Genomic DNA, 14,075 nt, shown 5'->3' on the forward strand with positions numbered 1-14,075 from the left:
CAACCATTCACTAAAAAGAAAACACTATGACTAAACATATCATCCGAACTACTTTTGCTGCGGTGGCCATCAGTTTGAGTTTCACGGCCTGCTCCCTCAAGGAAGACCTGGGATCTACCCTTACCAGAGGTCAAGCCGACTCCGTTATCACCGCCAAATCCTTGCTGCAAAATGCTTACGATGGATTACAAATGCCTTACCAGGACTTCTCCAACAGCTGGGGCATGTCTGTAATGTCCACCGATGAAGCAGTTGGCCCTACCCGTGCCGGCGACTGGGACGATAACGGCGTGTGGCGCGCATTACATGAACATACCTGGACGCCAGACCATGCACATGTGCAGAATACTTTCACCAGTTTGCTCCAGTTACAGTTCGCCGCTACCAATGTGCTGAACTTCCGCCCAACCCCATCACAGATCGCACAAGCACGCTTCCTTCGCGCATTGTCTATGTTCACGGTGGTTGATCTCTGGGGACAGGTGCCTTTCAGGAATCCTACAGATACCCTGTTGAATGCCCCCAGAGTGATGAAAACACAGGAGGCCATGGATTACATCATCTCGGAGCTGAAAGCGATTATTCCGGATCTGGACGACAGACCAGGCACCCCTGCCTATGTCGCTAATAAAGACGCCGCGAAATTCCTGCTCATGAAATGCTATCTCAACAAAGGCACCTTCCTGAACAGACAAGCGCCGACCTTCGATCCCGCAGATTTGCAACAGGTACTTTCCTATGCCAATGAAATCATCAGCGGACCGGGAGGATATAGTCTTGCTACAAACTATTTCGACAATTTCTCCTACGATAACGATGTAAAATCCACAGAAAACATTTTCACACAGCAGAATGGTCCTAACCAAAGTACAGCTCGTAATGGTAATGCGACCTACGCCCGTTGGAAATTCACCTTACACTATAACCAGAACCCCAGCGGCTGGAACGGTTTCGCCACCCTTTCCGATTTCTACGGCAAATTTGAAGATGGCGATATCCGCAAAGGCACCGCTTATACAGGCGTTACGGATGTCTCCGGACTACGTGTAGGCTTCCTCATTGGTCAACAATATGACCAAAATGGAGTGGCATTGAAAGACAGAAAAGGAAACATGCTGGCATTCACGCCAGCCGTACAACTCAAAGAAACCGGCACTAATCTGGAAGTAACCGGTATCCGCGTGATTAAATATCCACCGGACTTCAAAACATCTACTACCGCAAAAGACGGTAACGAAGCCAGTAACGATTATGTGTTCTTCCGTTATGCAGACGTATTACTGATGCAGGCAGAAGCAATGATCAGAACAGGTAATACCGCAGGGGCACTGACGATTGTAAATACCATCCGTGCAAAACGCGGCGCTTCCATACTGGTTGCCATTGATTTACCCACACTCCTCGACGAAAGAGGACGTGAATTATACTGGGAAGGTTGGCGCAGACAGGATCTTATCCGATTCGGTAAGTTCCTCGATCCTTGGCAGTTGAAATCCAAGGATGATAAAAAATATCTGCTCTTCCCAATTCCTACCCGCGATCTGGCTGTAAATAAAAACCTGATCCAAAACCCAGGGTACTAATATCCACACAGCTACCGACAGTTTCCACGATGTCGGTAGCTGTTTTTCTTCCTATAATATTTTCACTCATGTATACCGCTAAAATGCTGCATCATTGCAGGCATATTGCCGTAGGCTTGCTCTTACTGGCCAACCTGCCAATGGCCGCACAGCAGCCCGTCCGAACTGTCGGGAATATTAAAAAGGCCGTTATCAATGCATCATCTGTAGACATTACCCTCGACAATGCCTTCGCCAATGTGACGGTTTACAGTGCAGCAGTTATTCGCGTACGCATGGATAAACAACCTCTTTCCCGGGATTTCTCCTACGCAGTAACCGCTTCGCCACAAAAAGTGAAAGCCGCCATTACACAGGACAACGTGTCTCTCAAAATCATTACGGACTCGCTACAGGTAATTATTCAAAAATCTCCTTTCGCCATCCGCTTCCTGACACCTTCCGGCGAAGTAATCAATGAAGATGAACCAGGACTCACCACCTCCTGGGTACAGGAAAATGTGACCACCTACAAGAAAATGCAGGCAGCAGAAAGATTCATCGGACTCGGAGAAAAAACCGGGAACCTGGATCGTAAAGGAGAAGCCTATACGAATTGGAATTCAGACGTTTTCGGATATGCCGTCAACAGCGATCCGATATACGCTACGATTCCCTTCTATATTGGGATTCATCATCATCTCAATTATGGTATCTTCCTGGATAATACTTTCCGTACGGAGTTCAATTTCGGCGCCAGCAATAATAGATTCTCCTCTTTCGGCGCAAGAGGTGGGGAGATGAATTATTATTTCATTTATCATACCCGCCTGGCCGACATCATTTCCTCCTATACGGCACTTACTGGCAGAATCCCGCTGCCGCCTCAATGGAGCCTGGGTTACCAGCAAAACAGGTACAGCTATTATCCTGAAACGGAAGTCATGCGCATTGCGCAAACGCTTCGCGAAAAGAAGATACCGGCAGATGGTATCACCCTCGACATTCATTACATGGATGCCTACAAATTATTTACCTGGAATAAAGAACGTTTTCCCGATCCCAAAAGAATGACGGATAAACTGCGGGAGATGGGACTACACCTTACCGTCATCGTTGATCCGGGCATCAAAGTAGAACAAGGCTACGCCGCCTATGAAAGCGGTAAACAGAATGATATTTTCATCAAATACAGCGACGGCCAATACTATACTGGTCAGGTATGGCCGGGTTGGTGTCATTTCCCTGATTTCACCAGCGTCCGCGGAAGGGATTGGTGGAAAACTGCTATTAAATCGTATATCCGTAACGGTGTGACCGGTATCTGGAACGATATGAATGAAATAGCCACCTGGGGACAAAAAATGCCGGATAATGTTGTATTCAATTTTGAAGACCATCCGGTATCACATTTACAGGCGCATAATGTATATGGACTGGAAATGGCCCGCGCCTCCTATGAAGGCGCACGGGAAGAACTGAAAAAACGACCGTTCTTGCTTACCCGCGCCGCTTATGCCGGTTCTCAGCGTTACAGCGCTATCTGGACAGGCGATAATCGTGCTGAAGAGGATCATATGCTGTTAGGAATACGACTGCTGAACAGCTTAGGTGTGAGTGGATTCGCTTTTTCAGGTATGGATGTAGGCGGTTTTACCGGTAATCCATCTGTAAGTCTTTATACCCGCTGGATGCAGATTGGCGCATTCATTCCATATTTCAGGAATCATACCCAGGTGAACACTAAATCAGCCGAGCCGTGGGCCTTCGGTGAAGAAGCGTTGGAAATCTCCCGAAATTATATCAACCTACGTTATCATCTGCTGCCATATCTATACAGCAAGATGTATGAAGCCACTAACAGCGGCATGCCTGTTATGCGCACTTTAGCCATTGACAATACCTTCGACAATAAAGTCTATGATACTCGTTTTCAGAATGAATATCTTTTTGGAGATGCCTTTCTGGTAGCGCCATTCGAGAGTACTTCCAATTTTGGCAGTATATATTTCCCTGCCGGAAAATGGTATGATTTGTATACAGATACCATTCGCTCCGGTAGCCAGGAAGTTATCACTGCCTTGAGCACCAAAGCGCTACCGGTTTATGTCAAAGGCAGCAGTATCATCCCTATGCAGTCCCTTGTACAGAGTACATCGGAACAACCCACTGATACCCTGTCCCTTCATGTGTACAAGGGTGATGACGATCACTCATTTGTCTATTATGAGGATGACGGAGAAAGCTTTGATTATGAAAAAGGTAATTATTACCAACGCCGCATTACTTATCAGCCAACAGTCAGCAAGATTACCCTGGAGGAGAAAACAGGAAATCTGGACAGCAAATTTCACTATGTGAAACTGATCCTGCATGGATTTACATCCTTACAGCAGGTGAAGGTCAATGGGAAACCAATGTCGTTACAAACGGCTGGTTATTCCTTTCTGTCGCCCATCTCCAGATTCGATCCACAGGGGTCCCACATTGCTGCCGATAGTTGCCAAGTTGCACAAATGGTTATTGCCTATTCCAATCAAGTTATTAACGTGGATTTATAAATAGGGAAACGGCCTCCCTGCTTTCGGGGAGGCCTTTATCTATTCAATTGATTTTCAGTATTAGTTTCCTTTTAGTAAGTAGGGCACTTTTTAGTGCCTACTTGTCAATCATATTGGGGTCGGATACCTTTGGTACCAAATTGTACAAAACAAATGAATAGAAGATCCGTCATCAGAAACATGATTTTGGCAGGAGTTGGTACAGCACTTCCATTGACCAAGCTGTTAGCCTCCGTAACTGCACCCAAAGACCTCAAGAGCAGGCCTTTTCACCGTTTTACACTGGGCGATTTAGAGCTCACCACCGTAACAGATGGGTATGTCCATATGGATAAAGTACAGCCTATTTTTGCCCCAGGCGTTCCCCGCAAAGAAGTAGATGATTTACTGAAGAAAAACTTCCGTCCTACTGATCATGTTGATCTGGGCATTAATATGCTGGTGGTGAGGAAGCAGGATAAATTGATTTTGATAGACACGGGCGTGGGAGCCGCATATGGTAAAAATTCAGGTTGGTTATTGCAATCCCTCGCGGATGCTGGCATACAGCCCGAAGCGATTAATGCAGTGGTCATTTCACATGGTCATCCTGATCACATAGGTGGATTGGTAAAAGAAGATGGTCAGTTGAACTTCCCGAATGCGACTGTTTATCTTTCCCGTATAGAACATGATTTCTGGATGGCGCCTACACAGGATTTCTCCAAATCAACCTTCGAGGATAAAGCCTTACTGCATACTTTCGCGTTAGGCACCCAAAAGGTTTTCCGTACTGTCAAGCCTCAGCTGCAGCTTTTCGAAGATGGACTGACGTTATTTGATTGTATTCGGCTGGAAATTGCGCCGGGTCATACGCCAGGTCATACCATTACGCATATTTATTCCGGCGGGCAGGAGATGGTGCATATTGCAGACCTTATTCACTCTGATGTATTATTGTTCCCACATCCTGAATGGGGATTTAATGGAGACACGGATTTAAAACTCGCCGCGGCTACACGAAAAAAAGTATTGCAGCGTTTAGCCGACAACGGAGCTGCCATCTTCGCTTATCATCTGCCATGGCCAGGAATAGGACATGCCCGTAAACAGGGTAATGGATTTGAATGGGTAGCAGAGACGTATGCTTATCCGGTTTAGTGTAAGTGATTCGTATCGGCAGGAGGTATGTAGTCTACTCCCAGCTTTTTGGCATCTGTTGCCAGTGGAGGGAGGCCTACTTCCTGCCTACGTTTATCCACATTCCTTTCGTCTTCAATGGGCGACAGCTGGTATTTATCGGTATTGTAGCCCGTTTTAGGGTCCTTAATAGGCGCATATTGCGTACCATACCGTTGTGTACCGGATTTAGCCAGTTGCAGACGGTCCACCATCTTCACTACATCTTTCCATTGCAGGTCTCCTGCTTTTGCGGCCTGTTCAAAGACAGGCAAATACTTTTCCTGCGCAGCGGAATCTGCATGTTGAATAACGAGGAAACAGGCCAGGGAAGCGGTATCTCCAAACAGTTTCCTACTAGGATTCCCCATGGAATCGAGGATAAAAGTTACCCGTTTGAGATTGATGGCATCCAGGCTATCCTGTTTCTTCCAGAGATGCCAGTTGGCCGATGATTTTGTCAATTCTTCCCTGTAAAATTGATCCTTTTGATAGATCCCTATTAATTCCTGCTTCATGGAGGATACTGGGTTAGGAGAGGGGTTACAGGCAAATAATATTAATAAGGCAGCATAGTATTTCATACCGTGGAATTTACAGAGAAGATACTAAAAGGAACGCATAAACGAAAGAAGGTCTTCCCGTTGCCAGGAAGACCTTCTTTATATTAGATGCTACTCTTTTTTAGTTACCAACAGTTCCGTAGAAGAACTGAGCTGGATTGGTAGATTTAATGAAACCGCCCAATGTCAGTGTAGAACCTGGAATGGTGTTAGGCACCCATGCTATGGAGAAAGCAGGAGCGCTTTCGAAATAGTTTCTGGTACCCACAAAAGCAAGTGGTAATGCACCAGCATTCGCATTCTGAGAAACGAAGATGAACTTGAAAGTGCCATCAGCGTTTTTAGTAGTGGAGTACACTACATCTGCGAGGTAAGTAGTGGTGGCATTAGAGAAACTGAATCTCACGGTATAGGTATAATCCGGATTCTGTATCATACGGATATAGTTCAGATTATATCCATAGGCTTTCAGCTGATTCAGACAGGCTGTATAAACAGGATCGAAATCACTGTTTAAGGTACCTTTCAGGGTAGCGGCACTGTACTCAACTACAGTATAGTCTTTACCAGGTCCATATACGAGGTTCAATGGAACGACAGGAGCAGTACCGGTTTGCAGATAGATAGTCTGATCGCCACTTTTTGCATAGAAGTTTTTCGCTGCAGCGTCCCAGATCAGCTCACGAATGGAGAATCCATTGTAAACAAATGCTGAGTCCAAGATGATACCATTTGGCGTATACGCAAAACCGCGGTTCTTACTTACTACGACATTGTTATCGCCAACATATCCAAACCTTACTCTGCGGGTGGTAAGATTAATTGCAGCATCTGCTTTACCACCGTCTTTAAACAGGAAATAAGGAGCCAGGTTGCCGGCCAGGTAAGTTGGCAGACCGTTCATACGATCAGCGATTTTACCGCCCAGCACATCTTGTTGTTCTGTGCTGGTCATTTTAACCATCATCATCACATTGCCTCTATCGATACCATTCACATAGAAGGTATCTCCTTTCATTTTATCCATTGCAAACTGGAAATCGGATTGAAGACCAGCGCCAGCAGTACCACCGCTTACACCCGAAACTGGGTCATTCGGCAAGTGGATATAGCTATAGGTATCAAAGATCAATGTGGGCCACTGAAGTGCTTTCAGGCGGAAGGTAGAGGACTTCGAAGTGGTAGCTGTGGTAGTATTGAAATCGCTCAACATTTCCACAGAGTTATCCTTATTGAACTTGAAGTAGTAGAAAAACCCTTTACCACCTTTAGGATAAATGGTTGCTTTCCATCCATATTGAGAGGAGGTCAGGAGTTGCATGTCCTCATCCAGGCGCTGAATCAGTCTTTTATCCGGATCCTCCATAAAAGGATCAGATGATTTAGTACATGCGGTGGCAGAAATTGCCAACATTGTATATAAAGCGAGTCTTTTCATGATGTTCATTACAGATTTAAGGTTCCGAATGTGAATGTGCTAGCATCATCCGATTTTACAAATCCACCGAATTCTACTTTTGCATCAGCAGCATAGAAATAATTGGTTTTGAATGCACCAGTGAAGAAATCTGTCAACGGTTTAGCAGCAGCAGCGATAACGGTGCCATTTGCATCAGCACTGTTATAAGTAAACGTATACGTTTCTGCCGCGGTGTTTGCCGCCATATCATAGGTGAAGGTACCTGTGTACAGGGTACCCGCGCTAGTACCAGCAGCAGCACGGAAGTTTACTTTCAGCTGCATGGAAGTTGCACTGGCGAATACTACGTTCATGCTTTCCAGCGTATACTTGGCAGTGGTATTAACGTTCAGGATAGCCGTTTTTGCAGCATCCCATGCTGTGTTGAACTTATCAGACTGTCCACCTACCAGCGCAGGGTTAATACTAAAAGATGTAAAAGCTTTATTGAAACCAATCTGTGCGAATACAGGAGGATTGGAATAACTGTTCAGGTCTTTCTGAACTTTAGTCTGCAATCCAGTGAAATCAATACCCCAGCTTTGTTTGAAATATCCCACTACGATGGCTTCTTTCTTACGGATGATGGCCACGTTTACACCTGTTTGTTTCAGGAGTGTCTCATAACCGCCACGGCCTTGTGTCAGCATTACAGACACCATTTCTGCAAAATCCTCCTCAGGAGCGGCACGGGAATACTGTGTAACATAACCATAAGAATAAGCATCTGCCAGTGGCTGGTTATTCCAGTCAGCAGTATAACTACCACCCGTCAGTAATGGGAAATCTTTAGGGTAGATAATCGTCTGATGCATAATGTGTGCAAACTCGTGGTGAATTGTTTTCAATACACCTTGTACGTTTGAACGGGTAGATTTGGAGAAGTTATTCACATTGTAGAGTGTAACTCTGAAACCACCTTCTGCCTCACCCAGTTTTACAGTACCACCGCTATTGTATTCCACACTACCCACCAGCATATATTGTTTTGGTGAATACTGCTTAATAAAGGTGGCGCCTTTTTCCGCGATATAAGGTTGAATCCAGCCAGAGTTTACGACCTCCATCAGCGGACGCACTCTTGCGGTATCCGGAGGAACCAGCGTTTTGGTAGGATCCAGTTCAGACCCATCCCATCTGTACTTTACTTCCAGATTGAAAGGTTGAGTGAAAGTACTATACAGCCAGTTATCTAAAGGCGTTTTAGTCCAGGTATCCCCGCCAAGGCCCACGATAGGCTTGTTCAGGTCATCTGTTTTTTTACAGGCGGACAGTGACACTGCCGCAGATGCTAAAATTAAAATGAAATATTTTTTCATACTTACAGCAGATTAACGAGGATTAAGAGGAACACCGGATAAGGTAACTTCTTCCGGTAATTGCAAGAGTTTACGTTTATCATCCGCAGCCAGCTCAAATACGTCACCTTTGGAGTTAGTATGTGTAACCGGCATTTTCAGACGGAGAATGTCCATCCATCTCATACCTTCATTCACAAATTCTGCGCGTTTCACATCCAGCAGTGCCATACGATAAGCCTCTTTTTTATCAGTAGTTCTGGCTGCATAATAAGTCATGATACGAGCATCTGTAATCAGGTGCGTAGTTGTATTATAGTTGGTGATACGCGCTCTGATCAATGCGTTGATATCATCCAGCGCATTGGTATACAGCTCTTTATTGATGGAAGCTTCTGCTCTGTTCAACAGGGTTTCTTCGGTTGTCAGCAATGGACACATGGTATAGTAAACACCCGTGTTCGCATTAATGCTGGAACGTTTGAAATAGGCGAGATACTTCATTACGAAATAGAAAGTGCTGCTGGTACTATATACCTTGAGCGCATTCCATTGGTTACCAAATGGACTAATGAGCTGTATGCATCTGTTCTGAGACATAGCATATTGATATCTGTAGTAGTAAATACCATAGGAAGACACGGCCTCACCCAACAGCAGGTTACCTGGATTGGTAGCATTGGTGTAGAAGTTCTGTAAATCCGTAGTAGTTACAGTACCACTTTGATAGTTCAGCCATGGTCTGAAATTCGCAGCAAAGTCATTTGAAGGGAAAGCGAGGTTAGACTCTTCGATTACTTTGTCGTAATCACGTTTCCACAGGTAGAATCTTGCCGCAAAAGCATGTGCCGCTCTTCTGGTGAAGTGATATGCAGGAACAGAATACTTATCATTTAATAAAGGAATACCTTCTTTCAGGTCCTTTTCAATCATCTCATAAACATATGCCACTGTTTTGCGGTCATATTGTTTTACCACCACTTTTTCAGGTTCAGTAACATAAGGAATACCTACATCTGTAGTGGCTGTAGCTGGATCGTATGCTTTTGAATACAGACATACCAGCATAAAATGAGAATAAGCTCTTGCTACCAATGCTTCTCCTTTTTGTCCGAGATAGTCTTTTGGATTGCTGGCTTTATTGCAAACATCCAGTGCCTGATTGGCTGCCGCGATAGCGGAATAACAAGCATTCCAGTACCAGGTTGGCCCATCCTGAGCGGTAGAGGTAACATCTTTCCAGAAATAAGCATCCGCATTCTTTGGATCCTGAATACCAGTAGTACTAACATCCATGGCATTGTCAGACATTGCTTCTGCAAAGGTGAAATAGCTACCGTTAGGATAAGCTGTCACCAGCAGTTCAGATACTTTTTCCGGTGAATTCAGGGCTGCACGTTGATCGGGCGCCTGCTCCAGGTATTTCTTGCAGCTTGTACCGGCTAAAAGCGCTACAGCAGCTATATATAAATATCTTTTCTTCATAATAATCACAATTAGAATCCAACTTTTAAAGTGAAAGTGAATTGTCTTGGAACAGGAAGTGCCACACCACCAGAGGTGAAGAATTCAGGATCCTGACCTTTCAGCTTTTTATCAGCATACACCAGCCAGAGGTTATTGCCTTGTAATTTCACTGCTACGTTGTTTGCACGGATCAGTTTAGCAATGCTTGTTGGCAGGTTATAAGCCAGGGATAATTGTTTCAGACGAACGAAGCTACCATCTGCCACACGACCGGAAGTATAGTTATAAACGGTCCATGGATAAACAGAACCAACTTTGTTACGTGTCAGGTAGTCAGCAATGGAAGGTACATTGGTAGCCTTTTCATCCATTGGTAATGTCCATCTGTCGAGGAATTCTTTTGGCATCGCATCAGCATCTGAATAGTTCAGTGCAAATGCATTATTCAATCTGATTTTATTTCCTGCCTGGTAAGAGAAGAAGAAATTCAGGGTGAAGTTTTTATAGTTGAAAGTGTTATTCCAACCACCAGTGATGGTAGGATCAACAGAACCTTCATAGATCAGGTAGTCTTTATTGGTGCTCTGAACGTATACGCCATTAGCAAGTTTACCATTTTCATCAATAAACTTCGGTTTACCGATACTGTCCAGACCCTGGAAATTGATAGAATACAATCCGCGCACTGCATGACCTTCCATAGCGCCACCTTCAGGAACGATCAGATCGTAGATACGTGGCTTGCTTTTCATGTTGGTGATTTTATTCTTATTAAAACCAAATGTCAGGTTAGTAGACCAGTTGAAGGTTTTGGTTTTAATGATTCTTCCACCGATAGTGATTTCCGCACCATAAGACTTCATATCAGCATAGTTGGCTTGTTTGGTACCTTCGCCACCGATGCCAGAAGTACGCAGGGCACTGATCAGATCAAAGCCATTACGTTGATACAAATCAGCAGAAACGCTCAGTTTATCACCCCAGAAACCTGCGTCAATACCGACGTTGGCTTCATATTGTTTTTCCCAGGTGAGTTCAGCGTTCTCCAGGTGATCGATTTCGATTCTTGGTTCTACTTCTGAGAGTCTTGGACGAACAGCTGAGTTATTCTGGAATACTACGCTGGAGTTGGTAGCACTACCGATACTTGCAGTCAGACCGTAAGAAGCACGGAGTTTCAGGAAGCTCAGGTGATCCAGATATTTCAGGAATTCTTCCTGATCCAGGTTCCACGCAGCACTTAAAGTCCAGGTTGGGAGCCAACGAGCATTGCTGGATTGGCCCATTCTATTGGAACCATCATAGCGCAGGGTACCTTGGAATACATATTTGTTATCATAGCCGTAGCTGAAGTTACCGAAGAAAGAAGCATATCTGTCGTACTGCAGATTCATGCCGTAGTAGTTATATCCACCTTCCAGCAGCATTTTGATGATACGGTAGTCAGTGAATGGAGTACCACCTTTATCATACTGGTAACCATAACCATTGGAATAGCTATTCTGACGGTCAGTATATTTGATCTCCTGACCCAGGAACGCGCTCACACTATGTTTTTCGTTGATATCACGATGAAAATCGAGCTGATTACGAACATAATAGTTAACCAGTTTATCATCGTTTCTGTTATAGAATCCACCTTGAGGTAATACAGGTTGTTTAACTGTATTTTCAGGATGATCAGGATCCAGGTACAGGAAAGGATTGTTTGCAGCTACAGTGGAGTTAGGCGCATATCTGTAAGCCAGTGCCATGTTGGAATTCTCAGTGATTAAATTCTCACGGGTGGTCTTTACGAAACGAACAGCTCCAATTGTTCTGAAGTTGAAATCTTTGGAAATTTTATAACCGAGTTCACCCTGGATTTTTGTATCCAACATGTCCAGGTTGATAGAGTTGTTCTGCAGCTCGTTGATGATATTAAACGGAGCGTAGTTACGGTTAAAATATTCCAGATTACCGAATTCATCGTAAGCTGTCATAGTACGACTGGTATTCAGTGCGTAGCTATAAGGGTTGATATCGAAGTCTCTCGTATAAACGCCTTCTACCACGTTGCTTGATCTACCCTGAGTACCAGGAGCGCGTTGCTGTCTAATGGAACCGTTAACAATTACTTTCGCAGTCAGACGATTGGTCAGGTTATAAGTACCGTTGATGTTCGCAGTATATCTGCTTACGCGGTCAGCAATAGACCAACCATTATCATTATAATAACCCAGGGAGATATAATGCTGTGCTTTTTCAGTACCTGAAGAAATGCTCAGTGAGTGTTCCTGTACGAAAGAGTTTTTAAACAGCAGACCAAACCAGTCAGTATTGGCTTTAGCATAACGTTGCAGGAACGCAGCTCTTGCTTCTGGTGTATTTTCCAGGCCAAATTTACCGGTTGTCTCATCATATTGTTTCAGCATCTGATACATCTTCGCATATACGCCACCGTTGTTACCGTTGGCGATAGAGGATGTCAGGTTACCTTTACGGGCCAGTTCCGCATAAACAGACATCTGGTCTGCGGAATTCATGATGTTGAAGTTATCGTAGCTAGGTTTCAGGAACGTAGAGTAGTTACCGTTATAGTTAACTGTAGTATTTCCTGCACGACCTTTCTTGGTGGTGATTACCACTACGCCGTTCATCGCACGGGCGCCATACTGCGCAGTAGCCGCCGCATCTTTCAGGATAGTGAAAGATTCGATGTCATCCGCATTGATACCAGCAACAGAAGAACCGATGAGGGTCAATGCATCACCACTGGAGAGCTGATCGTTACTAATATTCACGATATCTTCCAGTACAACGTTGTCGATAACCCACAGTGGCTTGTTTTCACCGGAAATAGAAGTAGCGCCTCTTACGCGGATTTTAGGAGCCGCACCGAAAGTACCAGATACGTTCTGTACAGAAACACCGGCTACTTTACCTTCCAGCATACGGCTTACATCCAGAACACCATCTTGTTTTACTTCTGCACCGGAGATATTGGTAGCAGAACCGGTAAACAGTTTCTTAGCCACACTTTGGTAACCGGTAACGATTACTTCATTCAGACCAGAAACATTCTCTTCCATGACTACATTGAAGATCGTTTTATCGCCAATAGCCAGTTCATGAGGTTTAAAGCCGATGTAATTAAATATCAGGATATCATTATTCCCTGCTGTAATGGAGAAGTGTCCGTCTGCACCAGTGATCACACCGCGAGACATACCCTTCACCTGCACGGATACACCGATCAAAGGATTACCTTTCTTATCGGTTACCTTACCGGAACGTGGCACCTGTTGTTGAACAGAGCTACCTGCGGCGGTCTCTCTTTCATTTTTAACAGTCAGAATGATGGTTTTAGACATCATTTCATAGTCGATAGGTTGATCTTTCAACACTTCTTCCATGAAAGTGCCCAACGGCAGGTCCTTCGCATTCACAGAAATCTCATGTGAACGCTGTAGCACATCTTTCTTATAAAAAACCAGATATCCTGTCTGCTTCTCAATAGCAGCAAATACTTTATGCAGACTAACTTTCTGAGCGCTGAATGTGATATTCTGAGCCCTTACTTCCGCCGCTACCTGCATAATAGATACTAGGATAATTAACGCTGTCAGTTTCATGGTAATCAGCAGTTTTCTTAGTCCGGTACCCACTCCCTTTGCCGGGATTTGCCGATCTACCCATACCGCGCCCTCTACATTCCCACAGGTTTCGGACCCGTGGTGCGAGTCGACCGGCACTACGTTTCCGGGCATAGCATACCAACTACAATTAGCATTTTTTTGCATAAATTGCATTAGTTTGATTGTTTTAATTGGTTGTTTAAAAAAATGGTTTCATTCGACCAGCGTCATTCAAACCTTAACCGGGAGTGGTCCTAACACTTCCGGTTTTTCATGACTGTCTGTTCCGTATTAACTGTTTAAATATTAAATAATTAGTGAGATGACACTATTTCTCCCATACGTGTATGGCAACAGGTATCCTCATTTGGCTGATATAGATTTCATGCT

The 14,075-nt window shown here is 44.5% G+C and carries 8 protein-coding genes; 3 read left to right on the forward strand and 5 right to left on the reverse strand.

The genetic code is table 11. The features are described 5' to 3' along the window. The first annotated feature begins 26 nt into the window (after nucleotides 1–26). The 3 genes from CLV59_RS05615 to CLV59_RS05625 all read left to right on the forward strand — a co-directional run bounded on the left by CLV59_RS05615 (nucleotide 27) and on the right by CLV59_RS05625 (nucleotide 5,263). On the forward strand, nucleotides 27–1,583 hold the full coding sequence (locus CLV59_RS05615) for a RagB/SusD family nutrient uptake outer membrane protein (protein ID WP_111591044.1): 1,557 nt from the start codon (nucleotides 27–29) through the stop codon (nucleotides 1,581–1,583). A gap of 68 nt (nucleotides 1,584–1,651) precedes the next feature. Next, entirely contained in the window at nucleotides 1,652–4,123 is a 2,472-nt protein-coding gene (locus tag CLV59_RS05620; protein WP_245950806.1) for a glycoside hydrolase family 31 protein, read from the forward strand. Between the two features lie 153 nt (nucleotides 4,124–4,276). Next, the gene (locus tag CLV59_RS05625) at nucleotides 4,277–5,263 is read left to right on the forward strand and encodes an MBL fold metallo-hydrolase (RefSeq protein ID WP_111591045.1); all 987 of its coding nucleotides are present in this window, start codon (nucleotides 4,277–4,279) and stop codon (nucleotides 5,261–5,263) included. On the opposite strand, the gene CLV59_RS05630 is transcribed toward CLV59_RS05625, so the two are convergent. The 5 genes from CLV59_RS05630 to CLV59_RS05650 form a co-directional block, all read right to left on the reverse strand. Beyond that, nucleotides 5,260–5,865: a DUF6624 domain-containing protein gene (locus tag CLV59_RS05630; protein WP_111591046.1), complete on the reverse strand. Its 606-nt coding sequence runs from the start codon at nucleotides 5,863–5,865 to the stop codon at nucleotides 5,260–5,262. The two genes, CLV59_RS05625 and CLV59_RS05630, sit on opposite strands and share 4 nt — an antisense overlap. A gap of 100 nt (nucleotides 5,866–5,965) precedes the next feature. Then, nucleotides 5,966–7,282, reverse strand: a complete 1,317-nt coding sequence (locus tag CLV59_RS05635) for a DUF4302 domain-containing protein (RefSeq protein WP_170137655.1) — start codon at nucleotides 7,280–7,282, stop codon at nucleotides 5,966–5,968. A gap of 8 nt (nucleotides 7,283–7,290) precedes the next feature. Continuing rightward, on the reverse strand, nucleotides 7,291–8,622 hold the full coding sequence (locus tag CLV59_RS05640; protein ID WP_111591048.1) for a zinc-binding metallopeptidase: 1,332 nt from the start codon (nucleotides 8,620–8,622) through the stop codon (nucleotides 7,291–7,293). Nucleotides 8,623–8,634: 12 nt separating this feature from the next. Further along, nucleotides 8,635–10,086 (reverse strand): RagB/SusD family nutrient uptake outer membrane protein, encoded by a 1,452-nt coding sequence (locus tag CLV59_RS05645; RefSeq protein WP_111591049.1) that lies wholly within the window; start codon nucleotides 10,084–10,086, stop codon nucleotides 8,635–8,637. Between the two features lie 11 nt (nucleotides 10,087–10,097). Further along, complete coding sequence (locus CLV59_RS05650) at nucleotides 10,098–13,850, reverse strand: SusC/RagA family TonB-linked outer membrane protein (protein WP_245950808.1); 3,753 nt, start codon at nucleotides 13,848–13,850, stop codon at nucleotides 10,098–10,100. Nucleotides 13,851–14,075 lie beyond the last annotated feature (225 nt).

It is taken from the genome of Chitinophaga dinghuensis, from assembly GCF_003259435.1.
GTDB classification, from domain to species: domain Bacteria; phylum Bacteroidota; class Bacteroidia; order Chitinophagales; family Chitinophagaceae; genus Chitinophaga; species Chitinophaga dinghuensis.

What these genes read in the sequence shown, in the direction of transcription:
- CLV59_RS05635 (WP_170137655.1), bottom strand. Translation starts at nt 7,282, where the DNA reads ATGAAAAGACTCGCTTTATATACAATGTTGGCAATTTCTGCCACCGCA.
- CLV59_RS05615 (WP_111591044.1), top strand. Translation starts at nt 27, where the DNA reads ATGACTAAACATATCATCCGAACTACTTTTGCTGCGGTGGCCATCAGT.
- CLV59_RS05645 (WP_111591049.1), bottom strand. Translation starts at nt 10,086, where the DNA reads ATGAAGAAAAGATATTTATATATAGCTGCTGTAGCGCTTTTAGCCGGT.
- CLV59_RS05630 (WP_111591046.1), bottom strand. Translation starts at nt 5,865, where the DNA reads ATGAAATACTATGCTGCCTTATTAATATTATTTGCCTGTAACCCCTCT.
- CLV59_RS05625 (WP_111591045.1), top strand. Translation starts at nt 4,277, where the DNA reads ATGAATAGAAGATCCGTCATCAGAAACATGATTTTGGCAGGAGTTGGT.
- CLV59_RS05620 (WP_245950806.1), top strand. Translation starts at nt 1,652, where the DNA reads ATGTATACCGCTAAAATGCTGCATCATTGCAGGCATATTGCCGTAGGC.
- CLV59_RS05650 (WP_245950808.1), bottom strand. Translation starts at nt 13,850, where the DNA reads ATGCAAAAAAATGCTAATTGTAGTTGGTATGCTATGCCCGGAAACGTA.
- CLV59_RS05640 (WP_111591048.1), bottom strand. Translation starts at nt 8,622, where the DNA reads ATGAAAAAATATTTCATTTTAATTTTAGCATCTGCGGCAGTGTCACTG.